The sequence below is a fragment of the Kitasatospora terrestris genome (assembly GCF_039542905.1).
GTDB lineage: Bacteria > Actinomycetota > Actinomycetes > Streptomycetales > Streptomycetaceae > Kitasatospora > Kitasatospora terrestris.
Map to the genome: position 1 here is coordinate 4,822,491 of NZ_BAABIS010000001.1, position 26,230 is coordinate 4,848,720.

21 protein-coding genes and 1 tRNA gene are annotated in these 26,230 nt (G+C 74.0%); 17 read left to right on the forward strand and 5 right to left on the reverse strand.

The window, feature by feature from the left end:
* Positions 1-8: 8 nt before the first annotated feature.
* The 8 genes from galU (at position 9) to ABEB06_RS22365 (ending at position 7,887) form a co-directional block, all read left to right on the forward strand.
* Positions 9-929 carry a UTP--glucose-1-phosphate uridylyltransferase GalU gene (gene galU, locus ABEB06_RS22330; protein ID WP_345698653.1) on the forward strand — a complete coding sequence of 307 codons (921 nt, stop codon included), beginning with the start codon at positions 9-11 and terminating at the stop codon, positions 927-929.
* A gap of 24 nt (positions 930-953) precedes the next feature.
* Positions 954-2,270 (forward strand): molybdotransferase-like divisome protein Glp, encoded by a 1,317-nt coding sequence (gene glp / locus ABEB06_RS22335; protein ID WP_345698654.1) that lies wholly within the window; start codon positions 954-956, stop codon positions 2,268-2,270.
* 117 nt (positions 2,271-2,387) lie between these two features.
* Positions 2,388-2,819: a cyclic pyranopterin monophosphate synthase MoaC gene (moaC, locus tag ABEB06_RS22340; protein ID WP_425559795.1), complete on the forward strand. Its 432-nt coding sequence runs from the start codon at positions 2,388-2,390 to the stop codon at positions 2,817-2,819.
* Positions 2,819-3,331, forward strand: a complete 513-nt coding sequence (locus ABEB06_RS22345; protein ID WP_345698656.1) for a MogA/MoaB family molybdenum cofactor biosynthesis protein — start codon at positions 2,819-2,821, stop codon at positions 3,329-3,331. Before moaC ends, ABEB06_RS22345 begins: the two co-directional genes overlap by 1 nt.
* Positions 3,328-3,954: a GNAT family N-acetyltransferase gene (locus ABEB06_RS22350; RefSeq protein WP_345701942.1), complete on the forward strand. Its 627-nt coding sequence runs from the start codon at positions 3,328-3,330 to the stop codon at positions 3,952-3,954. The genes ABEB06_RS22345 and ABEB06_RS22350 overlap by 4 nt, the downstream gene beginning before the upstream one ends.
* A gap of 150 nt (positions 3,955-4,104) precedes the next feature.
* Positions 4,105-5,259 (forward strand): divisome protein SepX/GlpR, encoded by a 1,155-nt coding sequence (gene sepX / locus ABEB06_RS22355; protein ID WP_345698657.1) that lies wholly within the window; start codon positions 4,105-4,107, stop codon positions 5,257-5,259.
* 101 nt (positions 5,260-5,360) lie between these two features.
* Positions 5,361-5,434 (forward strand) — tRNA-Ala (locus ABEB06_RS22360).
* 227 nt (positions 5,435-5,661) lie between these two features.
* Entirely contained in the window at positions 5,662-7,887 is a 2,226-nt protein-coding gene (locus tag ABEB06_RS22365; protein WP_345698658.1) for a terpene synthase family protein, read from the forward strand.
* A 60-nt stretch (positions 7,888-7,947) separates the two neighbouring features.
* Here the strand turns inward: ABEB06_RS22365 and ABEB06_RS22370 are convergent, their stop codons facing one another.
* Together ABEB06_RS22370 and ABEB06_RS22375 are read right to left on the reverse strand one after the other, a co-directional pair.
* Positions 7,948-8,892 (reverse strand): peptidase, encoded by a 945-nt coding sequence (locus tag ABEB06_RS22370; RefSeq protein WP_345698659.1) that lies wholly within the window; start codon positions 8,890-8,892, stop codon positions 7,948-7,950.
* A gap of 2 nt (positions 8,893-8,894) precedes the next feature.
* Positions 8,895-10,202 carry a VWA domain-containing protein gene (locus ABEB06_RS22375; protein ID WP_425559796.1) on the reverse strand — a complete coding sequence of 436 codons (1,308 nt, stop codon included), beginning with the start codon at positions 10,200-10,202 and terminating at the stop codon, positions 8,895-8,897.
* Between the two features lie 93 nt (positions 10,203-10,295).
* Between ABEB06_RS22375 and ABEB06_RS22380 the strand changes: the two genes are divergently transcribed.
* Positions 10,296-11,873: an ABC transporter ATP-binding protein gene (locus tag ABEB06_RS22380; protein WP_345698660.1), complete on the forward strand. Its 1,578-nt coding sequence runs from the start codon at positions 10,296-10,298 to the stop codon at positions 11,871-11,873.
* 46 nt (positions 11,874-11,919) lie between these two features.
* Here the strand turns inward: ABEB06_RS22380 and ABEB06_RS22385 are convergent, their stop codons facing one another.
* Positions 11,920-12,957: a M4 family metallopeptidase gene (locus ABEB06_RS22385; protein ID WP_345698661.1), complete on the reverse strand. Its 1,038-nt coding sequence runs from the start codon at positions 12,955-12,957 to the stop codon at positions 11,920-11,922.
* Positions 12,958-13,206: 249 nt separating this feature from the next.
* Here ABEB06_RS22385 and ABEB06_RS22390 point away from each other — a divergent pair, with 249 nt between their 5' ends.
* The 6 genes from ABEB06_RS22390 to ABEB06_RS22415 all read left to right on the forward strand — a co-directional run bounded on the left by ABEB06_RS22390 (position 13,207) and on the right by ABEB06_RS22415 (position 21,099).
* Positions 13,207-13,707, forward strand: coding sequence for a DUF1269 domain-containing protein (locus tag ABEB06_RS22390; RefSeq protein WP_345698662.1), 501 nt, complete (start codon positions 13,207-13,209; stop codon positions 13,705-13,707).
* Between the two features lie 16 nt (positions 13,708-13,723).
* A complete protein-coding gene (locus tag ABEB06_RS22395; protein ID WP_345698663.1) occupies positions 13,724-15,097 on the forward strand; it encodes an FtsW/RodA/SpoVE family cell cycle protein in 1,374 nt (457 codons plus the stop codon).
* The gene (locus ABEB06_RS22400; protein WP_345698665.1) at positions 15,094-16,611 is read left to right on the forward strand and encodes a penicillin-binding transpeptidase domain-containing protein; all 1,518 of its coding nucleotides are present in this window, start codon (positions 15,094-15,096) and stop codon (positions 16,609-16,611) included. Before ABEB06_RS22395 ends, ABEB06_RS22400 begins: the two co-directional genes overlap by 4 nt.
* A gap of 68 nt (positions 16,612-16,679) precedes the next feature.
* Entirely contained in the window at positions 16,680-18,131 is a 1,452-nt protein-coding gene (locus tag ABEB06_RS22405; RefSeq protein ID WP_345698666.1) for an APC family permease, read from the forward strand.
* Between the two features lie 129 nt (positions 18,132-18,260).
* Positions 18,261-19,652, forward strand: coding sequence for a hypothetical protein (locus ABEB06_RS22410; RefSeq protein ID WP_345698667.1), 1,392 nt, complete (start codon positions 18,261-18,263; stop codon positions 19,650-19,652).
* 85 nt (positions 19,653-19,737) lie between these two features.
* On the forward strand, positions 19,738-21,099 hold the full coding sequence (locus ABEB06_RS22415) for a N,N-dimethylformamidase beta subunit family domain-containing protein (protein WP_345698668.1): 1,362 nt from the start codon (positions 19,738-19,740) through the stop codon (positions 21,097-21,099).
* A gap of 15 nt (positions 21,100-21,114) precedes the next feature.
* Here the strand turns inward: ABEB06_RS22415 and ABEB06_RS22420 are convergent, their stop codons facing one another.
* Both ABEB06_RS22420 and ABEB06_RS22425 read right to left on the reverse strand, forming a co-directional pair.
* Entirely contained in the window at positions 21,115-22,842 is a 1,728-nt protein-coding gene (locus ABEB06_RS22420; protein WP_345698669.1) for a penicillin-binding transpeptidase domain-containing protein, read from the reverse strand.
* A gap of 48 nt (positions 22,843-22,890) precedes the next feature.
* Entirely contained in the window at positions 22,891-24,471 is a 1,581-nt protein-coding gene (locus ABEB06_RS22425; RefSeq protein ID WP_425559797.1) for a dolichyl-phosphate-mannose--protein mannosyltransferase, read from the reverse strand.
* 232 nt (positions 24,472-24,703) lie between these two features.
* Between ABEB06_RS22425 and rsmI the strand changes: the two genes are divergently transcribed.
* Together rsmI and ABEB06_RS22435 are read left to right on the forward strand one after the other, a co-directional pair.
* Complete coding sequence (gene rsmI, locus ABEB06_RS22430) at positions 24,704-25,549, forward strand: 16S rRNA (cytidine(1402)-2'-O)-methyltransferase (RefSeq protein WP_345698670.1); 846 nt, start codon at positions 24,704-24,706, stop codon at positions 25,547-25,549.
* A 213-nt stretch (positions 25,550-25,762) separates the two neighbouring features.
* The gene (locus ABEB06_RS22435; protein WP_345698671.1) at positions 25,763-26,191 is read left to right on the forward strand and encodes a hypothetical protein; all 429 of its coding nucleotides are present in this window, start codon (positions 25,763-25,765) and stop codon (positions 26,189-26,191) included.
* Positions 26,192-26,230 lie beyond the last annotated feature (39 nt).

Sequence of the window (26,230 nt, forward strand, 5' to 3'; positions counted from 1 at the left end):
GTCAACGCATGACGAAGACGAACGCCCGCACCCCTGTCACCAAGGCCGTCGTCCCGGCCGCCGGCCTCGGGACCCGCTTCCTCCCGGCGACCAAGGCGACCCCCAAGGAGATGCTGCCGGTCGTCGACAAGCCGGCCATCCAGTACGTCGTCGAGGAGGCCGCCGCCGCCGGGCTCTCCGACATACTGATGGTCACCGGCCGCAACAAGCGGGCCCTGGAGGACCACTTCGACCGGGCGTACGAGCTGGAGGAGCTGCTCACCCGCAAGGGTGACCACGACCGCCTCCGCCGGGTGCAGGAGTCCGTCCAGCTGGCCAACATGCACTACGTCCGCCAGGGCGACCCCAAGGGCCTCGGCCACGCCGTCTCGGTCGCCGAGCAGCACGTCGCCGGCCAGCCCTTCGCGGTCCTGCTCGGCGACGACCTGATCGACCCGCGCGACCCGCTGCTCTCCCGCATGATCGAGGTCCAGCAGGAGCTCGGCGGCTCGGTCGTCGCGCTGATGGAGGTCGACCCCGCGCAGATCCACCTCTACGGCTGCGCCGCGGTCAAGCCCAACGGCCTCGGCGAGGACGTCTTCCGGATCACCGACCTGGTCGAGAAGCCGGACACCGCCGACGCACCGTCCAACTACGCCGTCATCGGCCGGTACGTGCTCGACCCGGCCGTCTTCGACGTGCTGCGCGAGACCGAGCCCGGCCGCGGCGGCGAGATCCAGCTGACCGACGCGCTGCGCGAGCTCGCCACCCGCGACGAGGACGCCGGCGGCCCCGTCCACGGCGTGCTCTTCAAGGGTCGCCGCTACGACACGGGCGACCGCGCCGACTACCTTCGCGCTATCGTCCGACTGGCGTGCGAGCGTGAGGACCTGGGCCCGGAGTTCCGGAGCTGGCTCACGCAGTTCGTCGCCGGCGAGATGCAGGGCTGACCCACGACGAAGGCGAGTGAGGCGATGACCGGGACCACCGACAGCTGCTGCGAGGGCACCCCGGCCCCGGCGTCGCCCCGCTACTGGACCGTCGACGAGCACCTCGCCGACGTCCTCGCCGCGGTCGGCCCGCTGCCCGCGATCGAGCTCCAGCTGCTCGACGCCCAGGGCTGCCGGCTCGCCGAGGACGTGGCCGCCGGCGTCGACCTGCCGCCCTTCGACAACAGCTCGATGGACGGCTACGCGGTCCGCACCGCCGACACCGCCCGCGCCACCGAGGAGTACCCCTCGGTGCTCGCGGTGGTCGGCGACATCGCCGCCGGCGCAGGCGACCTCCCCAAGGTCGGCCCCGGGCAGGCCGCCCGGATCATGACCGGAGCCCCGCTGCCCCCCGGCGCCGAGGCCGTCGCCCCGGTCGAGTGGACCGACGGCGGCACCGGCACCGGCCGGGCCGCCGACTCGATGGGCGCCGCCTCCGGCACCGGCACCGGCGACGAGGTGCGGGTGCTGCGACCGGTCTCCGAGGGCGCCCACATCCGCCGCCGCGGCAGCGACATCACCGCGGGCGAGCAGGTGCTGGAGGCCGGAACCGTGCTCGGCCCCACCCAGCTCGGCCTGCTCGCCGCGATCGGCCGCGGCACCGTCCGGGTGCGGCCCCGCCCGCGCGTGGTCGTGCTCTCCACCGGCAGCGAACTGGTCCGGCCCGGCGACCCGATCGGCCCCGGCCAGATCTCCGACTCCAACTCCTTCACCCTCACCGCCGCCGCCCGCGACGCCGGCGCCATCGCCTACCGGGTCGGCGGCGTCCCCGACGACGCGGCCACCCTGCGCGCCGTGCTGGAGGACCAGCTCGGCCGCGCCGACCTGATCGTCACCAGCGGCGGCGTCAGCGTCGGCGCGTACGACGTGGTCAAGGAGGTCTTCGAGTCCTACGGCGGCGTCGACTTCCGGCGGCTGCGGATGCAGCCCGGCAAGCCGCAGGGCTTCGGGCGGCTCGGCGGCACCGGCGGCGTCCCGCTGCTCGCCCTGCCCGGCAACCCGGTCAGCTCGTACATCTCCTTCGAGCTCTTCGTCCGCCCGGTGATCCGCACCATGCTCGGCGCCCCCGACGTGCACCGCCCGGTGGTCCGGGCCACCTGCACCGCCGCGCTGCGCTCGCCCGCCGGGCGCCGGCAGTTCCTGCGCGGCCGGTACGCGGACGGCACGGTGTCCCCGGTCGGCGGCGAGGGCTCCCACCTGGTCGGCGCGCTCGCCCGGGCCAACTGCCTGATCACCGTCCCCGAGGAGACCACCTCGCTCGACGCGGGCACCGTCCTCGATGTGGTCCTTCTCACGGACTGACCGGGTCGGGGCTGTACGGTAGCGCGGTATTCGACCCGCGCTGCATGGAGCCACCCCGTGACCGACACACCCCCCGGCGACCGCCTCACCCACGTCGACGACACCGGCGCCGCCCGCATGGTCGACGTCTCCGAGAAGGCCACCACCGTGCGCACCGCGGTCGCCGCCGGGCGGGTCCGGGTCTCGGCGCGCGTCGTCGAACTGCTGCGCGGCGAGGGCGTCCCCAAGGGCGACGCCCTCGCGGTCGCCCGGATCGCCGGGATCATGGGCGCCAAGAAGACCCCCGACCTGATCCCGCTCTGCCACCCGATCGCCATCTCCGGCGTCAAGGTCGACCTCGCGGTCACCGACGAGGCCGTCGAGATCACCGCCACCGTGCGGACCGCCGACCGCACCGGCGTCGAGATGGAGGCGCTCACCGCCGTGGCCGTCGCCGGCCTCACCGTCGTCGACATGGTCAAGGCCGTCGACAAGGCGGCGAGCATCGAGGACGTCCGGGTGCTCACCAAGACCGGCGGCAAGAGCGGCGACTGGCAGCGGGAGGCGTGATGCGCGCGCTCGCCGTCACCGTCTCCAACCGGGCCTCCGCCGGCGTCTACCAGGACAAGGGCGGCCCGCTGCTGGTCGCCGGCCTGCGCGGGATGGGCTTCACCGTCGACGGCCCCCGGGTCGTCCCGGACGGCGCCCCCGTCGAGGAGGCGCTGCGCGAGGCCGTCGCCGCCGGGTACGACGTCGTCCTCACCACCGGCGGCACCGGGATCTCCCCCATGGACCTCACCCCCGAGATGACCGCCCGGGTCATCGACCGGCAGATCCCCGGCATCGCCGAGGCCGTCCGGGCGTACGGCCGCGACAAGGTGCCCACCGCCGCCCTGTCGCGCGGCCTCGCCGGCCTCGCCGGACGTACCCTGATCGTCAACCTGCCCGGGTCCACCGGCGGCGTCAAGGACGGCCTGGCGGTCCTCGAACCGCTGCTCGCCCACGCCGTCGACCAGCTCGGCGGCGGCGACCACCCGCGCCCGGCCGACGGAGCCGGGGCGGACGAGGGGAGTACGAGCTGAACGCCGGCTGGCCGGTCGATCTGCGCGAGGGCGACGTCGAGCTGCGCCCGATCCGGGCCCGCGACCAGCGCTCCTGGCAGGAGGTCAGCCGGCGCAACCGCGACTGGCTGCGGCGCTGGGAGGCCACCGTGCCGCCCGCCCCGGCCGGCCGGTCCGCCGCGCCGCGGCCCACCTACCGGCAGATGGTCCGCTACCTGCGCGGCGAGGCCGCCGCCGGCCGGATGCTCCCGTTCGTCGTCCTGCACCGCGGCACCCTGGTCGGCCAGCTCACCGTCGGCGGCATCACCTGGGGCTCCATGTGCTCCGCCAACGTCGGCTACTGGATCGACGAGGCCGTCGCCGGACTCGGCATCATGCCCACCGCCGTGGCCCTCGCCGTCGACCACTGCTTCCTCGACCTCGGACTCCACCGGATCGAGGTCTGCATCCGCCCCGAGAACCGGCCCAGCCGGCGCGTGGTCGAGAAGCTCGGCTTCCGCGAGGAGGGCCTGCGCCCCCGCTACCTCCACATCGACGGCGACTGGCGGGACCACCTGGTGTACGCGCTCACCGCCGAGGAGGTCCCGGAGGGGCTGATGCCGCGCTGGCGCGCCATCAGGAACCGCCGCCGACCGGTAAATTGAATATCTGTTCGAAATAGATATCAATATGGCATCGCGCCCGGGGCGAGCCGCCACAAATACCGGCAAAATAGTCGGAGAATCAGCTTGATCGAACGACACGCCGCCCCAAATTGCTGCCAGCCCTTCCCCGGCGCCCGTACCGTGTGAAACGTGAGCAGTAGCGGCCTTATCTACGCGGTCATCGTAGGGGCCTGGGCTGCCTATCTGGTGCCGATGTGGCTCCGCAGGCAGGACGAGCTCAACGAGTCCCGTCCGACGGAACGCTTCAGCACCGCGATCCGCCTGCTGGCCGGACGGTCGGCCATGGAGCGGCGCGCGGCCCGAGCCCTCGACGACCAGCACCGCGACGACGACAGCGACCCCGCGTCCGCGGACGCGTCCGAACCCTCCGAGGCGGAGGAGCCGGGCGCGACCGAGGCGTCCCCCGCGCCGACCGGGCCGACCGCCGCGGCGGCGGGCCCCGACGCCGCGCCCGCGGCCGTGCCCGCGCCGCCGACCACCGGGGCGACCGGCACCGAGGCGTCCCGCGCCGACCGGTCCGCCGGAGCCGCCCGCGAGCCGCGGTCCGAACGGGAGGAGCGGGCCGAACGGGCCGAACGCGCCGCCCGGCAGGACGAGCACCGGCAGTCCGCCGAGCGCCGCGCCCGGCTGCTCGCCCGCCGCCGCCGTATGGTCACCCTGCTGTTCGTCGCCTTCGCGCTCGGCGCGATCGTCGCGGCGGTGGCCGGGATCGCCTTCATCTGGGTGCCCGCGCTCCCCGCCGTCCTGCTCACCGCCTACATCGGCCACCTGCGCCGGCTGGAGCGCCAGCGGTACGAGGTCAAGCTCGACCGGGTCCGCGCCGCGCAGGCCGCCGAGCGGTTCCGCGCCCGCGCCCGGGAGCGGCAGGACGCCGAGCCCGCGACCGCCCGGGCCACCGCGGCCCCGGCCGCACCGGCCGACCCCGAGCCCGCCGGCCCCGCCGAGCCGGCCCGGCCGCACCTGCGGCTCGCCACCGAGCCCGAGCACCCGGCCTCGGCCGTCGCCGACGCCACCGAGCACGAGGAGTGGGTCGACGGCATGCGCGAGCGCGCCGCCGCCGGCCCCGACTCCTGGGAGCCCGTCCCGGTCCCGCTGCCCACCTACGTGACCGCCCCGGTCGCCCCGCGGGTCACCCGCAACCTCGACCTCGGCGCGCCGGGCACCTGGGACTCCGGCCGCCAGGCTGCCGCGCCGGGCACCCAGCTCTTCGACCAGTACGCCGACCCGGCCCCGCCTCCGGCCGCAGAGGACTACGCGCCCCGCCCCCGCGCCGCCAACGAATGACCGCCCCGCCCCGCCCCGGACCACCGGTCCGACGGCGGGGCGACCCGCGTCCGGTGGTGGTCACGGGCGGGTCCGCGGAGGTGATAGAGTTTCTTCTCGTTGGGGCTGTGGCGCAGTCCGGTAGCGCACCTCGTTCGCATCGAGGGGGTCAGGGGTTCGAATCCCCTCAGCTCCACCCAACGGGAAATCCCGCTCGGTCCACTGGACCGGGCGGGATTTCTGTTTTCCCGACCGCCTGTCAGGCCGGTCCGGCGCGTCCGTCGGTGAGGGCGGAGAAGCCCGTGCTGCCCGGGTGTCGCTCGATGGGGTGGTTTTCCCGTGTGGAAGGCGTATTGGGGGAGGGGGGACGGTGCAGGCTCGGGACGGCAGGGACGTGGTGGACTCGACGATGGGGCGGTACCAGTGGCGCAGCCGTTCGAACTTCCGGATTTCTACGTGCCGTACCCGGCGCGGACCAATCCGCACTACGAGCAGGCGCGGGTGCACACCAAGGCGTGGGCACGGGGGTTGGGGATGCTGGAGGGCTCGGGCGTCTGGGAGGAGCACGACCTCGACTCGCACGACTACGCGCTGCTCTGCTCCTGCACCCACCCCGACTGCGACGCCGAGGCGCTGTCCCTGGTGACCGACTGGTACACCTGGGTGTTCTTCTTCGACGACCACTTCCTGGAGATGTTCAAGCGGACGCTGGACCGCGAGGGCGGCAAGGCGTACCTGGACCGGCTGCCGGCGTTCATGCCGATGGACCTCGCGGCCGGTTTCCCGGAGCCGACCAATCCGGTCGAGGCGGGCCTGGCGGACCTCTGGCGGCGGACGGTCCCGCACATGTCGGCCGACTGGCGGGCCCGGTTCGCCGAGTCGACCCGCCACCTGCTGAACGAGTCGCTGTGGGAGCTGTCCAACATCGACGAGGGCCGGATCGCCAACCCGGTCGAGTACATCGAGATGCGCCGCAAGGTCGGCGGCGCGCCCTGGTCGGCCGGCCTGGTGGAGTTCGCGGCGCAGGCCGAGGTCCCGGCGTCGGTGGCGCACTCGCGGCCGCTGCGGGTGCTGCGCGACGCCTTCTCGGACGCGGTGCACCTGCGCAACGACCTGTTCTCGTACGAGCGGGAGATCGGTGACGAAGGCGAGTTGAGCAACGGGGTGCTGGTCCTGGAGACCTTCCTCGGCTGCTCGACCCAGCAGGCGGCGGACTCGGTGAACGACCTGCTGACCTCCCGGCTGCAGCAGTTCGAGAACACCGCGCTGACCGAAGTGCCGCCGCTGATGCTGGAGTTCGGTCTGAGCCCCGAGGAGTGCGGGCGGGTCGCCGGCTACGTGAAGGGCCTGCAGGACTGGCAGTCCGGCGGCCACGAGTGGCACCTGCGCTCCAGCCGCTACATGAACGGCGGCGGCGCCGGGGCGCCCGCGCTCGCCCCGACCGGCCTCGGCACCTCGGCGGCGAGCATCCGCCTCGCGGCGGGCGTCCCCGGGCTGCGCAGCGTCGCCCACGTCCCGCGCCGGGAGGTCGGACCGACTGGGCGGCCGCCCGAGCTGCACATGCCGTACCCGACCCGGCTCAACCCGCACCTGGACGCGGCCCGCCGCGGCGTCGTCGAGTGGTCGGACCGGATCGGGCTGCTGGAGCCGCAGCCCGGCGTGCCGGCCTCCGACCTCTGGGACGAGCCGAAGCTGCGGGGGTTCGACTTCGCGCTCTGCGCGGCGGGCATCGACCCCGACGCCACCGCCGAGGAGCTCGACCTGAGCTCCGCCTGGCTCAGCTGGGGCACCTACGCCGACGACTACTACCCGGCGGTGTTCGGGCGCGGCCGCGACCTGGTCGGCGCCCGGCTGGCCAACGAGCGGCTGCGCGCGCTGATGCCGCTGGACGGCCCGGCCGGCACCGCGCCGCTGAACGCGCTGGAGCGCGGCCTCGCCGACCTCTGGGAGCGCACCGCCGGGCCGCTGGGCCCGGGCGGGCGGCGGACGTTCCGGCGGGCCGTCGAGGTGATGCTGGACAGCTGGCTGTGGGAGCTCGCCAACCAGGCGCAGAACCGCATCCCCGATCCGGTCGACTACATCGAGATGCGCCGCGCGACCTTCGGCGCCGACCTCACCATGGGCCTGGCCCGGCTCGGCCACGGCGGCGCCCTGCCGGACGCGGTGCTCTCCAGCGGCACCGTGGAGGCGCTGGAGCACGCCGCCGCCGATCACGGCGGGCTGGTCAACGACGTGTTCTCGTACCGCAAGGAGGTCGAGTTCGAGGGCGAGTTCCACAACCTGGTGCGGGTGGTGGAGAACTTCTTCGGCTGCGAGCGGCCGCAGGCGCTGCACATCGTCACCGACCTCGTCGACTCCCGGATGCGCCAGTTCGAGCACCTGATCAGCGGTGAGCTCCCGCTGCTCAAGGACGACCTCGCGCTCGGCGCCGAAGCCCGGCAGGCCCTCGACGACTACCTGGGCGAGCTGCAGGACTGGATGGCCGCCGTCCTCACCTGGCACCGGGAGACCCGCCGCTACCCGGACGCCGAGCTGGAGAGCGGCCGTGCCCCCGTCGAGGCCCCGCCCCGTCCGGCCGTCGGCGCCCCGTCCGGCCTCGGCACCTCGGCCGCCCGCCTCCTCGCCGACCTGGCGGCCGCCTCGCGCTGAGCCCGGGTACGGCACCGGCCCGGGAGCACCCCTGCTCCCGGGCCGGTCGCGTGGCAGCCGTCAGTTGCGGTACGGGTCGTACGGCGCCGGGGCCGGCGGCTGGGGGGCCGGGGCGGCCTGGCGGGGGACCGGCGCGCCGGTGGGGCGGTGGCCGCGCGGGTGGCGGGTGAGGCGGTAGCCCGCGACACCGGCCAGCGCGGCGAGGGCGCCGCCGGCGATCGTCCACCACCAGCGGGTGTTCCAGCCGGAGAACAGGTCCGAGTACCAGTGGGACTCGGGCTCGGCCGGAGCCGCCGCGTGCGGGGCGCCGGCCGACGGGGCGGCGGACGCGCCGGCGGCCGGGGCGGAGGCGGCGGCGGTGGAGCCGGGGTTGACCGGCGGGACCAGCGGCGCCTTCAGCGAGCCGCCCTCGGGCTGCGCGTCGTCCGCGCCGCCCTTGGCGCCGACGTGCAGCTTCACCTGCGCGGCGAGGCCGAGGTCGGCCTGCGGCACGTCGCCCACCGAGAGCCGGACGTAGTACGTGCCCGGCAGCGGGTCGCCGGACCACGGTTCGGCCCAGGAACGGATCTGCCGCAGGGTGCAGGCGACCGTCACCGTGGCGGCGCTCTGCTCGGCGGTGGCGTTCTGCGGCCCGGCGGTGCAGGACTGCCGGCGGCGCAGGCCGTCGAACAGCTCCACCGTCCAGGTCTGCGCGCCGTGCCGGTCGGCGGACGGCGGGAGCTCCACGTCGACCCGGACGGTGTCGGTCTGCCCCTCCGAGGCGGCGAACGCCCAGTAGAGGTAGTCACCGGTGGAGGCGGCGACGGAGGCGTCCTGTCCGGGCGCCAGCGTGGTCGCGGTCAGGAAGCTGGTCCCGGCCGAGTTCAGCGGTGCCTTGGCCGCGGAGCCGCCGGAGGCGGAGGCCGAGGGGGACGGCGAGGGCGAGGCCGCGACGGCGGCCGGGGCGGTGAGCGCGGTCAGACCCAGCACCAGGGCGGGCAGGGCGGCGCGGATGGAAGTACGCATCGTCAGTTCTCCCGCCAGACGGCGATCCGCCAGCGTGCCACCCAGCCGAAGACCAGGCCGGTGAGCAGGCCGGCCAGGGTGAGGACCAGCAGCAGGATCCAGCCGCGGCCCAGGCCCATCGCCGGGCCGTCCGGCGCGGGCGAGGCGGCGGCCACGTCCACGGTCAGCTCCAGCGGCAGACCGGGGTCGGCCTGGACGCCGGCCTGGCCGGCGAAGGAGTTGGAGACGACCAGGCAGACCGTCGTGCCGGCGGCCGCGGTGCCGGTCGGCGAGGCGGAGGCCCCGTCGTCGTCCGCCGCGGACCAGCGGACACCGGTGGAGGCGACGTCGGTGCGGCCGCTGCCCGCGTCGGTGCCGCGGACCAGCTCCTGCCCGTGCGTGTCGGTGGCCTGCAGCAGGACGCCGTAGTCCCGGGCGACGGCCCGGTCCGGGGTGACCGAGACGGAGGCGCGCAGCTCCTGACCGGGCTTCACCGGCACCCGGTAGACCCGGTGCTCGGAGAACTTCTGCCGGTCGGTGTAGACGCCGGGGCCGAGCAGCGGGGCGGTCTCGCACTTGTCGGTGCCGGTCGTCCTGGCGGGCGTCACCGCGTGGGTCTCGCCGGCCCGGCCGACCAGCTGCTTGACCTTCTGGGTCAGCTGCTCCTGGGTGCGGACGTCGGTGTAGGTGCCGCCGGTCGCGTTGGCGATGCACAGCAGCTGCTGGCGGGTCTTGTCGTCGTGCGCCAGGCCGAGCGTGTCGACGACCAGGTGGATGCCCTGGGCGGCGAGTTCGCGGGCCACGTCGCACGGGTCCGGCGGGGCGCAGGAGTCCTCGCCGTCGGTGATCAGGACGATCCGGCGGGTGGTCGGGCCGGTGCCCAGGTCCTGGGCGGCGCCGCGCAGGGCCAGGCCGATCGGCGTCCAGCCGCTGGGCCGCAGGGTGGCGACGGCGGTCTTCGCCTCGACCTTGTCGGTCTTCCCCACCGGGTAGAGCTGCTTGGTGTCCTTGCAGCCCTCGGTCTTGTTGTCGCCCGCGTAGGTCGCGCCGAGCGTCCGGATGCCGAACTCGGTCTCCGCCGGCAGGGCGTCGATCACCTCGTTCAGGGACTGCTGGGCGACCGCCAGGCGGCTCTTGCCCTGGATGTCGGTGGCCCGCATGGAGCCGCTGACGTCCAGGACCAGGTCGACCTTGGGGGGTTCGGCGGCTGCCGCCGGAGCGCCGGGTTCGTCGGCGTGGGCCGGCAGGCCCGCGAGGACGGCACCGGCGGTGATCGCCAGAGCTCCCAGCAGGCTCGCCGGTCGGACCGGCCATCGTCGTTTCGTCGTGATCACGGCCGCATCCTATGGAGCATCAGTTCACCGGCTTACCCCGGGCCTACCGCCACCGGGGCACACTGGGGCCGGACGGTGCGAGGGGGACGGATGCGGCTCGGTGCGGTGGGGAAGCGGTACGGCCGGGGCACGCCCTGGATCCTGCGCGACGCGGAACTCGCCGTCGGGTCGGGTGAACTGGTCCGGATCGAGGGCCCGAACGGCAGCGGCAAGTCGACCCTGCTGAGGCTGGTCGCCGGGATCGAGCGGGCCGACACCGGCGACGTGGTGGTCGACGGACGGCGGGCGTACGTGCCCGAGCGGTTCCCGCCCGCGCTGCCCTTCCACGCGCACGGCTACCTGCGGCACCTGGGCCGGATCCACGGGCTGCGCAGGGACGAGGCCGAGCGGCGGGCCGGGTACTGGCTGGAGCGCTTCGGCATCGCCGGGCGGAGCGGGACGCCGATCGCCCGGCTCTCCAAGGGCACCTGCCAGAAGGTCGCCGTCGCGCAGGCGCTGCTCGCCGAGGCCGACGTGCTGCTCCTCGACGAGGCCTGGACCGGCCTCGACCGGGTGGCCCGCGCCGAGCTCGACACCGCGGTCGCCGAGCGGACGGCGGGCGGCGGCCGGGTCCTGTTCGTCGACCACGACCCCAACCGGCTCGCGGGGACGACCACCGCGGCGTACGCGGTTGTCGACGGCACGCTGCGGGCGGCCGGGCCCGCCGAGCAGCAGCCCGGCGGGCCGCTGGTCCGGATCGAGGCCGAGGGGCCGGTGCCCGAGTGGCTGCCGGGGGCGCCGGCCCGCAAGCCGTTGGCCGACGGCGCGACGCTGCTGGAGGTGGACGCCCGCCACTCGGACGCGCTGCTGCGGCGGCTCCTGACGATCGATCCGCCCGCGCACATCCGCGCGGTGGGGGAGTCGGACGGCGGCCCGGGGCCGGTGCGGTCGGCGGCGCAGGCCCCGGCGGCCGCGTCCTTCGGCCCGGAGCCGGCCTCACCGGCGGGCGTCGCGGCGGCGGGGTCGCGCGCGCCGCTCGGTGCCCTGGTCGCCTACTACACCGAGCTGCTGCTCCGGTCGCAGCGCTGGCTGCCGCCGGTCCTCGCGTACGTGCTGCTGCTGGTCGTCGGGATGTCCGCGGGGGAGGAGGCGTTCGGGGCGCTGGCGTTCTCGGGGGCGGTGCTGGTGCCGGTGGCGGCCTGGCTGGTGCGCTGCGCGGTGACGGCGGAGCCGGCGGCGGCGCGGTCCTGCGTGGTGGCGGCGGCGGGCCCGGTGCGGACGCACCTGGGGGCGCTGCTGGCGGCGCTGCTCACCTCCTCGGCGCTCGGGGCGCTCGGGCTGGCGGCGGTGCTGCTGATGTCCGGGGACGCGCGGTCGGACAGGGCGTGGACGGTGCCGGCGGGCCTGCTGGTCACCGCGGTCTGCGTGCTGACGGGCGTGGCGATCGGCTCGCTGTTCAACCGCCCGGTGGTGCTGGGCGCGCAGTACGGGATCCCGCTGGGCCTGGCGGCGGCGACGCTGGCGCTGGTCACGGCCGGCACCCCGGCCAACCTGGTGCTGCGGGCGCTGATCGGCGCCTCGCGCCGCGAGCGCCTGCACCTGCCCGTCCTGGCGCTGCCGGAGGCGCTGCTGGTCGCCGGTGCTGCCCTGGCGGCGGCCGCACTGCTCGCCGGCCGCCGCCAGGAGTAGGGCCTGCGCAGGCAGGGGGCGTGCGCAGACCCGGGGGTTCCGGGCCCTACAGGCCCGGGATCCGGCGGTCCGTGAAGGCGTGGCGGACCGTTTCGGCCGCGCCGTCGCCGTACATCTGCCGGGCCGTCGCCACGGTCTTCAGCGCCGCGGCGCCGAAGGTGGTGTCCGGGGCGAAGGAGAACTGGGCGTTGACGATGATGCGGTCGGCGGTGCGGGCACCGAGCGCCTTGCGGATGTCGTACAGGGCCTGGGACCAGATCTCGCCGTCGGCGTGGACCTCGCCGACCACGTCGGCGTAGGTCTTGCCGGTGTCGAGGTGGCGCAGGCAGTGGACCGGGCCGGGGGTGTAGCCGGTGGAGTCCCAGTCGGCCACGCAGGCGTCGGGGGTGAGGCGCGGCCAGCCGTAGCGGGCGTCGGCGGCATTGGAGACCTCGACGGCGAGGTAGTCGCCGAAGGCCTCGCCGATCGCGCCGGCCTCGGGAGAGCTGCCGAACCCGGGCACCTGGGCCTCGTGCACGGCGTGGCCGTACTCGTGGACGATCACCTCGGCGTCCTCGGCGTCGTCGACGCCGCCCTTGCCGAAGCGGATCTCGTCCTTCTTGTCGGTGAAGAAGGAGTTGTCGGAGCCCCACTGGTTGAGCCGGACGTTCTGCACCCGGTTGTTGGCACCGGGCAGCTCGCTGCCGAAGCCGAGCGACTGCAGGTACTCCTGGGCCTCGTTGACCCAGAAGTAGGCCATCACCTGCTCGAAGCGGTCGTCGTCGCGGGTGTACCGGTAGTCGCCGGTGGCCGAGTACGCGGGGGTGCCGGTCTCGGAACGGACGGCGGCCCACCGGCCGGTGAGGTGGCCGCTGCCGTCGAGGCCGCGCAGGGCGACCGCGGCGTAGGCGGAGGCGGGGACGTCGGTGGCGGCGTCCTTGGTGTCGGTGAGGGACTCGTTCCCGGTGGACTGCACCGGGTTGACCATGAAGACGCTGCCGACCGGCGTCACGGGTCCGCCGGGGGCGGGCTTGGCGAGCGCCGGGGTGGCGAGGCCGGCCAGCGCGGTGAGCGCGGCGGCGGTGGCGAGGGCGAGCCTGGGCAAGACTCCTCCTGGGGTCGAGGGGTACCGCCGGGGATCATGCCGTACGCCATGCCCTGCTGAGAAGAGGCAGAACTTTCGGGTTTTCCAGTCGTAGGCCGAAAATCCTTCGGCAACACGCCCGTCCAAGCGGCAGATCCTCCCTGAACTGCCAAAAAATCGGACACACCGGCACGAACGAGAATAAATATGGCAAACCATGGCTAGGGTGCTGGGTGACCGTCACGTCCGCAGCGTCGGAAGGACCCCGCCGTGAGCAACCTGTTCGCCATCGCGTACCCCGATCTCGCCACCGCCCAGCAGGTACGGGACGAGCTGGTCGGCCTGCAGAAGCAGAAGCTGATCGAGCTGGAGGACGTCGTCGTGGTCGAGCGCCGCGCCGACGGGAAGGTCAAGCTGCACCAGGCGGTGTCCACCACCGGCGCCGGTGCCGCGTCCGGCGCGCTCTGGGGCGGGGTGATCGGCCTGCTGTTCTTCATGCCGTTCCTGGGCGCGGCGGTCGGCGGCGCGACCGGCGCGGCGGTCGGCGCCTCCACCGACGTGGGCGTGGACGACAACTTCATGCGCCAGGTCGGCGAGCAGCTCGAACCGGGCGGCGCCGCGGTCTTCGCGCTGGTCCGCAAGGCCACCGCGGACAAGGTGGTCCCGGCGGTGGCGGCCTTCGGCGGCCGGCTGATCCAGACCTCGCTGAGCCACGAGGAGGAGGAGCACCTCAAGGAGATCGCCAAGGCCGCCCAGCCGGCCGGCGTCTGACCGAGCGCCACCCTCAGTGGCCAATTCCCCGGCGACCGTCAGGGCGGGCGTGCCCGCCCGGCGGCCGGTCAGGACCCGGCGCAACACCGAACTGGCCCTGGTCCTGGCCGCCGTCCTGATCGCGGTCTTCGGCTACATCGAGGTCGGCGTCAACACCGACGGCACCGTACCGCCCGACACGGCGTGGTACGGTGCCGCGCTCGGTGCGCTGGCGCTGGTCGCGCACGGCGTGGTCCGCTGGCGCGCCCCGTACGCGGACCCGCTGCCGCTGCCGATCGCGGTGCTGCTGAACGGCATCGGACTGGTCGTCATCTACCGCCTCGACCTGGCCACCCCGGGCAGTTCCGCGGCGCCCACCCAGCTGCTCTGGTCGACGCTCGGCGTCGCGCTGTTCATCGCGGTGGTGGTGCTGCTGCGCGACCACCGGGTGCTGCGGCGGTACGCGTACATCGGCGCGCTGGTGGCGCTGGTGCTGCTCATCCTGCCGATCTTCTTCCCGCCGGTGTACGGCTCGCGGATCTGGATCCAGCTCGGCCCGCTCTCCTTCCAGCCGGGCGAGCTGGCCAAGATCCTGCTGGCGGTCTTCTTCGCCGAGTACCTGGCGGTCCGCCGGGACGCGCTGGCGCTCACCGGGCGGCGGATCCGGCGGTTCCAGCTGCCGCACGGGCGGGTGCTCGGGCCGGTGCTGCTGATCTGGGCGGCGTTCGTCGGCGTGCTGGTGCTGGAGACCGACCTCGGCACCTCGCTGCTGTTCTTCGGCCTCTTCGTGATCATGCTGTACGTGGCCACCGCGCGCAGTGGCTGGATCGCCATCGGCCTCTTCCTGGCGGCGGTCGCCGCCGTCGGGGTGGGCCGGTTCTCCCCGCACGTGCACAGCCGGGTCACCGACTGGCTGGACCCGCTCGGCTCGATCGCCGCCGGCCAGGGGCCCAACCAGATCGCCCAGTCGCTGTTCGCCTTCGCCTGGGGCGGCCTGCTCGGCACCGGCCTCGGGCTCGGCCACTCGATCCTGATCGGCTTCGCCGCCAAGTCCGACTTCATCCTGGCCACCATCGGCGAGGAGCTCGGCCTGGTCGGCCTGGTCTCGGTGCTGATGCTGTACGCGCTGCTGGTCTCGCGGGGGTTCAGGACCGGGATCGCGCTGCGCGACCCGTTCGGCCGGCTGCTGGCGATCGGCCTGGCCTCGATCGTCGGCCTGCAGGTCTTCGTGGTGGCCGGCGGGGTGCTCGACCTCATCCCGCTGACCGGCATGGCGCTGCCCTTCGTCGCCCAGGGCGGCTCGTCGGTGGTGACCAACTGGATCATCGTGGCGCTGCTGGTGCGGATGAGCGACAGCGCGCGCCGGCCCGCGCCGGAGGTGCCGGCCCAGGCCGTACCGGAGGGGTCATGAGACGCCGTACCCGCGAACGCTCCGCCGACGGCGAGCCGCAGGACCTGCCGGGCATCTCCACCACCGGGCGGCGGGCCGGCACCTTCTGCCTGGTGCTGATCGTCGCGCTGGCCGCGCAGGCCACCCGGGTGCAGGTCTTCCAGAAGAAGGCGCTGGACCACAACAGCGCCAACCAGCGCCTCACCATCGAGCGCTACTCCCAGCCGCGCGGCAACATCATGGTGGCGGGCGAGCCGATCACCGGCTCCGCCCCGACCGGCGGCAAGTACGCCTACGAGCGCACCTACACCGCGGGCCCCACCTACGCGGCGGTCACCGGGTACTCCTCGCAGACCTACGGCAACACCCAGCTGGAGGGCATCTACGACGACCTGCTCTCCGGCACCGATCCCCGGCTGGCGAGCTGGGCGGTGTGGGACGAGGTCGCCCGCCGGCAGCAGCCCGGCGGCGACGTGTACACCACCATCGACAAGGCCGCCCAGCAGGCCGCGATCAAGGGCCTGGGCGGCCAGCAGGGCGCGGTCGCGGCGATCGAGCCGGCCACCGGGCGGATCCTGGCGCTGGCCTCGACGCCGTCCTACGACCCCGGCACCTTCGCCGGCTCCTCGGCCGCCGACCAGCAGGCCTGGGACAGGCTGCAGGCCGACACCAACCAGCCGATGCTCAACCGGGCGCTGCGCCAGACCTACCCGCCGGGCTCCACCTTCAAGGTGGTGACGGCCGCCGCGGCGCTGGCGAGCGGCGTGGTCACCGACGTCGACGCGCCGACCGGCGCCCCGTACCCGTACGTGATGCCGGGCACCACCACGCCGCTGAACAACGACACCTCGGCCTGCAACGAGCCGAACCAGTCGCTGGAGGCCGCGATGGTCAACTCCTGCAACAGCGTCATGGGCTACCTGGGCGTGCAGGTCGGACTGGAGCGGATGGTCTCGACGGCCGAGGGCTTCGGCTTCAACGACGCCCGGCTGGACGTCCCGGTGCGCGCCGCCCGGTCCAACTTCGACACCTCGATGAACCAGTCGCAGGTGGCGCTCTCCTCGATCGGCCAGTACGACACCGCCGCCACCCCGCTGGTGATGGCGATGGTCGCGGCGGGCGTCGCCAACAACGGCAGGGTGATGCATCCGCAGCTCGTGGACAGGCTCGCCAAGAGCGACGGCACCAGCGTCCAGGTGATGCACCCGGCCACCTACCGGCAGGCGCTCAGCCCCTCGGTCGCCGGGCAGGTCCAGCAGTTGATGGTGGACGTGGTGCAGAACGGGACCGGCCGCAACGCGCGGATCGCCGGCGCCACCGTCGGCGGCAAGACCGGCACCGCCCAGCACGGGGTGGACAACAGCGGCGTCCCGTACGCCTGGTTCATCTCCTGGGCGAAGCCCGCCGGGTCGAACGACGTCCCGCCGGTGGCGGTGGCCGTGGTGATCGCCGACAGCGACGCCACCGACGTCACCGGCGGCGGCCTGGCCGCGCCGATCGCCCGGTCGGTGATGCAGGCCGTGCTCGGTGGCTGATCAGCAGCCATCTACAGGTTTGGTACTGTCCGTGCTTGATCAACCCTCACCAAGAAAGAACCACCCTCGTGAGCACCACCCAGTCCCTCGGCGCGCGGCTGCTGAGGCGCAAGCCCGTCGACACCCTGATCGCCGAGAGCGGCGCGGCCGAGGAGGGGACGGGCCAGGGGCACCTGCGCCGCTCCATCGGCCTCGGACAGCTCTCCGCCATCGGCATCGGCGCCACCGTCGGCACCGGCATCTTCTTCGTGCTCTCCACCTCCGTCCCGGAGGCCGGACCGGCCGTCGTCCTGTCCTTCGTGCTGGCCGCGGTCACCGCCGGCCTGACCGCGCTCTGCTACGCCGAGATGGCCTCCGCCATCCCGGTCTCCGGCTCCTCGTACTCCTATGCGTACGCCACCATGGGCGAGGTCGTCGCCTTCGGCGTCGGCGTGTGCCTGCTGATGGAGTACGGCGTCTCGGCCTCCGCGATCGCGGTCAGCTGGGGGCAGTACCTCAACCAGTTCTTCGACCTGGCCTTCGGCTTCACCCTGCCGGCGGCGGTCACCGCGCCGCCCGGCGACGGCGGCTACGTCAACCTGCCCGCGGTGGTCCTGGTGGCCCTGTGCGTGGTGCTGCTGGTCCGCGGCGTCAGCGAGTCGGCGAAGGTGAACGCCGTGATGGTGGCGATCAAGCTGGCCATCCTGGTGCTCTTCGTCGTGGTCGGCCTGACCGGCTTCTCCTCCGGCAACCTGACCCCGTTCATGCCGCTCGGCATGGCCGGCGTCCAGGTCGCCGCCTCCTCGATCTTCTTCTCCTTCATCGGCCTGGACGCGGTCTCCACCGCCGGTGAGGAGGTCCGGAACCCGCGCCGCACCATGCCGCTGGCGATCGTGATCTCGCTGGTCGTGGTCACCCTGCTCTACGTCGCGGTCGCGATCACCGCGGTCGGCGCCCAGCCCTGGGAGCAGTTCGAGGGCCAGGAGGCGGGTCTCGCGCAGATCCTGCAGAACGTCACCGGGCAGAGCTGGCCGGCCATCGTCTTCGCGCTCGGCGCCATCGTGTCGATCTTCTCGATCACCCTGGTGGTGATCTACGGTCAGACCCGGATCCTCTACGCGATGGGCCGCGACGGCATGCTGCCCGAGCGCTTCGCCCGGCTCTCCCCGCGCACCGGCACGCCGGTCTGGAACACCTGGGTGGTCGGCGCGGCCGTCGCGCTGCTCGCCGCGTTCTTCCCGCTGAAGCTGCTCGCCGACATGACCTCGCTGGGCACCCTGGTCGCCTTCACCGTGGTCAGCATCGGCGTGATCGTCCTCCGCCGGACCAGGCCCGACCTGGAGCGCGGCTTCAAAGTCCCGTTGTACCCGGTCGTCCCGTTGGCCAGCGTCGGCTTCTGCATCTACCTGATCACCGGCCTGCACCGGGACACCTTCATCGCCTTCGGCGTCAGCCTGGCGGTGGCCGTGCTGGTGTACTTCGGCTACAGCGTCAAGCACTCCCGACTGGCGCAGCCGCAGGCCGACGTGACCAAGGTCTGAGACGCCCTGGACTCCCCGGAACACCCCGTTCCACGAAAGCCCTTGTGAGACGGGGTGTCAGGAAGCTCCACAGAACAAGCACGCCGAGTCCTGGGACAGCACACGCTCCCCACCCCTAACCTTCCAGGCATGGCGAGCACCCGACCCCAGCACCGCGCCGAGCAGGCGGTATGCGCCGTGCAGGGGCACCCGGGACGAGCGGCCGGCGGCGGTGTCCCGCGCCAGCGCGGGCCCCGCACCGCCGCCGCCCGGTGGGCCGCCAACCCGGTCGTCCAGGCGGCCGGCTGCCTGGTCGCGGCCGGCTGGGCCGCCGCCTTCCCGCTCGTCTCCGACCTGCGCAACCAGGTCTTCTGGGGCTCCGTCGCCGCCCCCGCCTACCTGCTGGCCGGCGTCCTGTGCCTCACCCTGCCGCCCCGGATCGCGCCCCGGCTGGCCGCCGCCACCGCCGCGCTCGGCGCGGTCGCCGCGCCGCTCGTCCGGCTGGCCCTGCACGGGCAGCACCAGTCCGAGGTGATGGTCGTCGAACGCGCGGCCGACCTGCTGCTGCGCACCGGCAGCCCGTACCTGCCCGACCCGGCCCAGGTCACCGACTACAACCCCTACCTGCCCGCGATGGCGGTCTTCGGGCTGCCCCGGGCCGTGCTCGGCAGCGCCGGGCCGGTCAGCCGGGTGCTCGGGGACGCCCGGATCTGGTTCGCCCTCACCTTCCTGGTCTGCCTGCTGGCCGGCTGGCGGCTGCTGCAGCCGGCCCTGGCCCGCACCCCGGTGCTGCCGCTCGCGGTGCTCACCAGCTCGCCGCTGATCGCGATGGCCCTGGTGGTCGGCGGGGTCGACCTGCCGCTGATCGGCGTCTGCTGCCTCGCCATGGCGCTCGCCGCGCGCGGCCGCGCCACCGGAGCCGGGCTGGTCCTCGCCTTCGCCTGCACGCTCAAGTGGACCGCGTGGCCGGCGATGCCGGTCGCGGTGCTGATGCTCTGGCGGCTGTACGGCCGCCGGCGGGCGGCCGAGGCGGCGCTGATCGGGACCGGGATGAGCCTCGCGGTGATCCTCCCGATCGCGGCCGGCCACCTGCGGCAGCTCCGCGAGCAGGTGGTGCGCTTCCCGCTCGGCATGACGGCCGTGCACACCCCGGCGGGCAGCCCGCTGCCCGGCAAGGTGCTGGCCGGGCTCGGGCCGATCGGGCACACCATCTCGCTCAGCCTGCTCTGCGTCGGCGGCCTGGCCGTCGCGCTCTGGCTGCTCGCCTACCCGCCGACCTCCGCGGTGGCCGCCTGCGACCTGCTCGCCGCCGGGCTCACCGTCGCCTTCACGCTCGCCCCGGCCGGCCGGTTCGGCTACCTCGCGCTGCCGACCGTTCTGGTGATCTGGCCGCGGCTCGCCCGGCGCGGCGCCTCCCCCGAGCGCCGGACCGTAGGATCGAGCGGTGAACGGGCGGCGGCGGTTTCTGGGGTTGGCGGTCGGCACGGCAGCCGGTCTGACGGGGTGTGGCCCGGCCCGGACGGATCCGCCGCCGAACACTGACGACCCGTCCGGGACGGCGAGCCCGAGCCCGTCCCCGAGCGCCGCCCGGGACGAGGGCTCCCGGCCCGGCAACGCCGACTGGCGGGTGACCGACGCCGGTCCTCCGGGTGCGATCGAGGGCTTCGCCGACCGGGTGAGCGTGCTGCCGGGCGAGTCGTTCGGGCTGCACGTGTCGACCACCGCGCCCGGCTTCCGGGTCTCCGCGTACCGGATGGGCTGGTACGGCGGGGCCCGGGCCCGCCTGGTCTGGCGGTCCGGGCCGCTGGCCGGCGTCCGGCAGAAGGCGCCGACGGTCGACCCCGGCACCCGGATGGTCCGCACCGACTGGCCCCGGACCACCGCCGTGGACACCGCCGGCTGGCCCGAGGGCAGCTACCTGCTGCGGCTGGACGCCGACGGTGGCGCCGGCCAGCGCTACGTCCCGATCACCGTGCGCTCCCGCTCCACCGCCGGCCGCACGGTGGTGGTGAACGCCGTCGCCACCTGGCAGGCCTACAACGAGTGGGGCGGTCACAACCTCTACAACGGCCCGACCGGCGGCCTGCCGACCCGGTCGCTCCGGGTCACCTTCGACCGGCCGTACGCCTACGCCGACGGCGCCGGGCTGTTCCTGGTGTACGAGGCGCCGCTGATCGCGCTGGCCGAGCGGCTCGGCATCCCGCTGGCGTACACCACCGGCGTGGACGTGGCCGCCGACCCCGGGCTGCTGGCGGGGGCGACGGCGGTGCTCTCGCTCGGGCACGACGAGTACTGGTCGCCGGAGCAGCGCGCGCACGTCGCCGCCGCCCGGGACGCCGGCACCAACCTGGCCGTCCTCGGCGCCAACTGCTGCTACCGCCGGGTGCGCTACGAGCCGAGCGAGCTCGGACCGGACCGGGTCGTGGTCTGCTACAAGGGCGCCTGGCAGGAGGACCCCGGGTACAAGCAGGGCAAGCCCGCCACCACCGACTTCCGCTCCCCGCCGGGTGCCGACCCGGAGAGCTCGCTGCTCGGCGTGATCTACGACGGCTACCCGGTGGACGCGCCGTACGTGGTGACCGAACCCGGCCACTGGCTGTACGAGGGGACCGGCGCGAAGGCGGGCGACTCCTTCGCGCACCTGGTCGGCGTCGAGTACGACCGGGTGAACACCGCCTTCCCGACGCCGCGGCCGATCGAGGTCCTCTCCCACTCGCCGGTGGTCTGCGACGGCCGCAACAGCTTCGCGGACACCGCCTACCACTCGGCGCCCGGCGGGGCGGGCCTGTTCGCGACCGGGACGATGCGCTGGGTGGAGTCGCTGGACGCCACCGGGCCGGGCGGCAACGGCAACCACGGGCTGGACGGCCGGACCGGGGACTTCACCCGCAGGGTCACCGAGAACCTGCTGCGGGCGTTCGCCGCCGGCCCGTGCGGCCGGGCGCACCCGGCCGCCGACAACGTCGCCGCCGTCTACGGCAGGGGCTGACGCCCGGCCGTCGGGTCAGCCGTTGCCGATCCGCAGCAGCTTGGCGACGGCGGGGCCGGCGGACTGGGCGCCGTGCAGGCCGCCCTCGACCTCGGCGGCGACGGCGAGGTTGCCGCGGTAGGCGGTGAACCAGCTGTTGGTGTCCTTGCCGTCGACCTCGGCGGTGCCGGTCTTGGCGGCGGCGCCGGGGATGCCGGCCATCGGCTCGGCGGCGGTGCCGCTCTTCGCGGTCTGGGTCATCAGCGTGCGGAGGTTGCCCAGCACGTCGCCGGAGAGCTGTCGGGCGGCGGGCTTCTGCTCCATGCCGGGGACCAGGACCGGCATCTTGAAGACGCCGCTCTGGACGGTGGCGGCGACCGAGGCCATGCCGAGCGGGTTGGTCTGCACCTTGCCCTGGCCGATGAACTCGGAGGCGGCGCCGGCCATGTTCGACTCGGTGGGGATCTTGGTGTCGAAGTTGGACAGGCCGGTCTTCCACTCCAGGCCGAGGCCGAAGACGTCCTTGGCGATCTTCGGGAGGGTGTCCGGCTTGAGGACGGCGGCGCCCTTCTCGATGAAGGCGGTGTTGCAGGACTGGGTGAAGTCGTCGGCGAAGGTGTTGTTCGGCCGGGCGTCGGGGAAGTCGTTGGCGACCGGGCGGCCGGTGACCATGGTGGTGGCCGGGCAGGCCACCGGGGTGGACGGGGTGACGCCGGCCTCCAGCAGTGCGGCGGTGGTGACGACCTTCATGGTGGAGCCGGGGGCGGTGGCGCCGGAGAACGCCCGGTTCTGGCCGGTGGCCGGGGCGTTGGCGAAGGCCAGGATGTAGCCGGTGCTGGGCTCGATGGCGACCAGTGAGGCGGGCCGGGTGCCGCCCTTGGACTGCTCGGCCACGGCGGCCTCGGCGGCCTGCTGGAGGGTGGCGTCCAGGGTGAGCTTCAGCGCGGGGACGGGCTTGGGCTCCTTGATGGTGAAGAGCTTCTCCGGAGCCCCGCTGCCCGAGTCGGGGCTGATCAGCACGCCCGAACCGGCGTCCTCCGGGGAGCCGCCCTGCGGGGCCTGGGTCTTGAAGCGGTCCAGCACGCCGGTGAGCGAGGGGAAGCCGCCCAGCGGCTTGCCGTTGCGGTCGGTGACCGTGCCGGGGGTGCCGTAGACCGGCTTCACCGCGATGGTCTCGCCCGCGCCGAGGTGCGGGTGGATCACCGACGGGACCCAGTGCACGGCGGCCTTGCCGTCGCTCATCTTCACCAGGCCGAGGATGCCGTCGTAGGCCCACGGGGTGCCGGTCTCGGCGAACTCCATGCTGGCCTTGAAGGAGAGCGGGACCCCGGTCGGCGCGGCGGCTGTCGAGGCGGAGGCCGATGCCGAGGGCGCGGCCGGGGCGGAGGACTTGGCACCCGCGGACGCCGACGGCGAGGGGAAGCTGGTCGGACCGCCCGCGGTCAGGTGGACCGCGCTCGGCTTCACCTTGTCCTGGAAGGCGGTCAGCGCGGCGGTCGCCGCGTCCGGCGCGTCGGTCAGCCTGCCCGCCGCCATCACGTCGCCCTTGGCCCAGGCGTCGAGGAACTCCTTGGCGGCGGCCGCCGCCTGCTCGGCGGTCGGCGGCTCGGCCACCACCGTGCGCGGCTTGGCGGCGCTCGCCGCGTCCGAGCCGGTCAACGCACCGGCGATGTTGTACGCGCCGTAGCCGGCCACGGCCAGCATGGCCGTGGCGACGGCGGCGACACCGATCTTCGCGCCCTTGTTCACGCTGTCATCCCCCATGGGTCTGTATGCCGACGGATCCGGCCAGCCCACGGTAGACCAAGGGCATCAGATCCAGCTGGTGAACCACATCCTGGCCCGCCAGTCCTCCATCGGAATCGTCTGCCCTGTATAGAGGGGGTAGAAGTACAGAAAGTTCCACATGACGGCGAGAATCAGCAGACCCGCTCCGACTCCGCCCACTGAACGGCGGTCCTGGGACGCCCCGGCCGGCCCGATCATCGCGCCGACCATCATCGCCACCGCGAGCGCCACGAACGGCACGAACGCCACGGTGTAGAAGAGGAAGATGGTCCGGTCCTGGAAGAAGAACCAGGGCAGGTACCCGGCGGCCAGGCCGCACAGGATCGCGCCGGCCCGCCAGTCGCGGCGCATCAGCCAGCGGTAGAGGCAGTACCCGAGCGCCACGACGCCCGCCCACCACAGCAGCGGCGTGCCGATGCCCAGCACCTCGCGGGCGCACTCGGCGACGTGGCAGCCCGCCTGGCCGTTCTTCGGCGACTCGTAGAAGAACGACACCGGCCGGCCCTGCAGCAGCCAGCTCCACGGGTTGGACTGGTAGGTGTGCGGGCTGTGCAGGTTGACGTGGAACTCCTCCATCGTCACGTGGTAGTGCCACAGCGAGCGCAGCCAGTCCGGGCCGAAGCCCGGGTGGGTCAGACCCCAGTCCCGGTAGTAGCCGCCCTTGCCCGGCGCGGTCGAGCTGAGGATCCAGCCGGTCCAGGAGGAGAGGTACACGCCGAGCGTGACCACGCCCATCACCAGGCCGGCCAGGAACGCGTCCCACAGGCCCCACAGCAGCCAGTTGCGGCTGCCCGCCAGCCGCCGGGCCGAGGCGTCCCAGCACGCGGCGAGCAGTGCGAAGGCCAGCAGCCCGTACAGGCCGCTCCACTTGGTGGCGGTCATCAGGCCCAGGCAGGCCGCCGCCGCCAGGCGGTGGGGGCGCCAGCCGAGGAACAGCCAGTCGCCGGTCATCCCGTCCGCCAGCCGCTTCGCCAGCAGCGCCCGGGTCCGGTCGCGGTCCAGCAGCATGAAGCCGAACGCGGCCAGGAACCAGAACATCACCACCAGGTCCAGCAGCGCCGCCCGGCTCATCACGAAGTGCAGGCCGTCCACCGCGAGCAGCAGGCCCGCCACGCAGCCCAGCAGGGTGGAGCGGAACAGCCGCCGCCCGATCCGGGCGATCATCAGCACCGACAGGGTGCCGAGCACCGCCGTCATGAACCGCCAGCCGAACGGGTTCATGCCGTACAGCTGCTCGCCCAGGCCGATGATCCACTTGCCGACCGGCGGATGCACGATGTACGCCGGGTCGGTGCGGAACGGGATGTTCGGGTTCGGCGCGGTGATCTGGCCGTTGGCGTCGTCCGGCCAGGAGGTCTCGTAGCCGCCGTGCCAGAGCGAGTACGCGTCCTTGGCGTAGTACGTCTCGTCGAAGATCAGCGCGTTCGGCGTGCCCAGTCCGGAGAAGCGCAGCACGCCGGCGAAGACCGCCACCGCGATCGGGCCCAGCCAGCCGGACCAGCGGCACAGCCAGGCCCACAGCGGGGCGGGCAGCACGATGCCCAGCCGGGCCAGCGCGGGCGAGGCCGGGACGTCCTCGGGCGTCACCCCGGGACCGTCCGGCATCGGCGGCACCAGCCGCTGCGCCGGCACCACCGCCTTCGCCCGGCCCTCGGCCGGGTCCAGCACGGACACACCGCCCTGCTCGGGGTGGTCCATACCACTGTCCATGCGTTCCAGGTCGCCGCTCACGCGCCACATCGTAGGGGCGCAACCGGCGGCGCCGACAGGGGAGCGGGGATCTGCTCGCGACCGGCGCCCGGAGCGGCCGTCCCCGATCGTGGGGGAGGATGTGGGGGTGACTGGTGTGCTCGTACTCGCAGGGACCCCCATCGGCGACGTCGCGGACGCGCCGCCGCGGCTGCTCACGGAGCTGGCCGCCGCGGACGTGATCGCCGCGGAGGACACCCGCCGGCTGCGCCGGCTGACCCAGGCCCTGGGGGTGACCCCGGCCGGGCGGGTGGTGTCCTACTTCGAGGGCAACGAGGTGGCCCGGACGCCCGAGCTGGTCGAGGCCCTGGAGGGCGGCGCGCGGGTGCTGCTGGTCACCGACGCCGGCATGCCCTCGGTCTCCGACCCCGGCTACCGCCTGGTCGACGCCGCCGTGGCCAAGGGCCTCAAGGTCACCGCCGTCCCCGGCCCGTCCGCGGTGCTCACCGCGCTGGCGCTGTCCGCGCTGCCGGTGGACCGCTTCACCTTCGAGGGCTTCCTGCCCCGGAAGGCGGGCGACCGCTCCCGGCAGCTGGCCGAGATCGCCGCCGAGCCCCGCACCATGGTCTTCTTCGAGGCGCCGCACCGGATCGCCGAGACGCTGGCCGCGATGGCCGAGGCGTTCGGCGCGGACCGCCCGGCCGCGGTCTGCCGCGAGCTGACCAAGACCTACGAGGAGGTCCGGCGCGGCCCGCTCGCCGAGCTGGCCGCCTGGGCGGCGGACGGCGTGAAGGGCGAGATCACCGTGGTGGTGGCGGGCGCCCCGCCGGCCGCACCGCAGGACTTCACCCCGGCCGAACTGGCCCGGCTGGTCGCCGTCCGCGAGGAGGCGGGGGAGCGCCGCAAGGAGGCGATCGCCGCCGTCGCGACCGAACTCGGCCTGCCCAAGCGCGAGGTGTTCGACGCCGTGGTGGCGGCCAAGCACGCGGGGTGACCGGGCGTGCCGCCCGGCCCCGGCGCGCGTACGTTGGAGAGAAGCACTCCGTAAACCCGGGGTCGGCGAAGCTTCGGCCTCGGATTCCCCCAGGCCTCGCCAATTCGGGCCCAAGACTTGGCAAGCCGGGTGGCGGGGGTGGTGTCCCCGGGCATTCCCTGGGATGGAAAGACCCGTGCCGGACGGACGTCCGGCGGGCGCTGGGAGCCGGCTATGAGTGACACGATCGGTAGCTCTCCGAGTGGCAACGCACCGAGCGGCCTCGGGGTGACCTCGCGGCCGCGCTCCGCGGTCGAGACGGTCCGGGAGGCCTACTCGTTCGCCTGCCTGAGCTGCGGCTACGGCTGGGAGCAGGCCTACGACATCGAGCACCACGTGGCCGGCGACGGCCACATCCTCTTCGAGTACAAGGCGAACGGTGTCCGCGTGCCGTCCCCGCTGAAGGAACCGAGCTGCCCCGGGTGCGGCGGGCACAAGGTGCGGATCATGCGGGCGGGCCGGGTGGCGTCGGCGGAGGAGCTCTGGCACCACGCCCCCGGGTACCCGGCGCACGCCGAGCCGGCCGACCGGACCGGGCCCGGCGTGGTGCCGGCACCGACCCGCCGGCGCTGGTTCGGCTTCTTCTCCCGCCGGGCCGACTGACCCCGGGCCGATCCGACCGCGCGGCCGCCCGGACCGGGC

Coding starts and splice junctions, on each gene's coding strand:
- galU (WP_345698653.1), top strand. CDS start 9: ATGACGAAGACGAACGCCCGCACCCCTGTCACCAAGGCCGTCGTCCCG.
- glp (WP_345698654.1), top strand. CDS start 954: ATGACCGGGACCACCGACAGCTGCTGCGAGGGCACCCCGGCCCCGGCG.
- moaC (WP_425559795.1), top strand. CDS start 2,388: ATGGTCGACGTCTCCGAGAAGGCCACCACCGTGCGCACCGCGGTCGCC.
- ABEB06_RS22345 (WP_345698656.1), top strand. CDS start 2,819: ATGCGCGCGCTCGCCGTCACCGTCTCCAACCGGGCCTCCGCCGGCGTC.
- ABEB06_RS22370 (WP_345698659.1), bottom strand. CDS start 8,892: ATGCGTACTTCCATCCGCGCCGCCCTGCCCGCCCTGGTGCTGGGTCTG.
- ABEB06_RS22380 (WP_345698660.1), top strand. CDS start 10,296: ATGCGGCTCGGTGCGGTGGGGAAGCGGTACGGCCGGGGCACGCCCTGG.
- ABEB06_RS22400 (WP_345698665.1), top strand. CDS start 15,094: ATGAGACGCCGTACCCGCGAACGCTCCGCCGACGGCGAGCCGCAGGAC.
- ABEB06_RS22410 (WP_345698667.1), top strand. CDS start 18,261: ATGGCGAGCACCCGACCCCAGCACCGCGCCGAGCAGGCGGTATGCGCC.
- ABEB06_RS22420 (WP_345698669.1), bottom strand. CDS start 22,842: ATGGGGGATGACAGCGTGAACAAGGGCGCGAAGATCGGTGTCGCCGCC.
- ABEB06_RS22425 (WP_425559797.1), bottom strand. CDS start 24,471: ATGCCGGACGGTCCCGGGGTGACGCCCGAGGACGTCCCGGCCTCGCCC.
- ABEB06_RS22435 (WP_345698671.1), top strand. CDS start 25,763: ATGAGTGACACGATCGGTAGCTCTCCGAGTGGCAACGCACCGAGCGGC.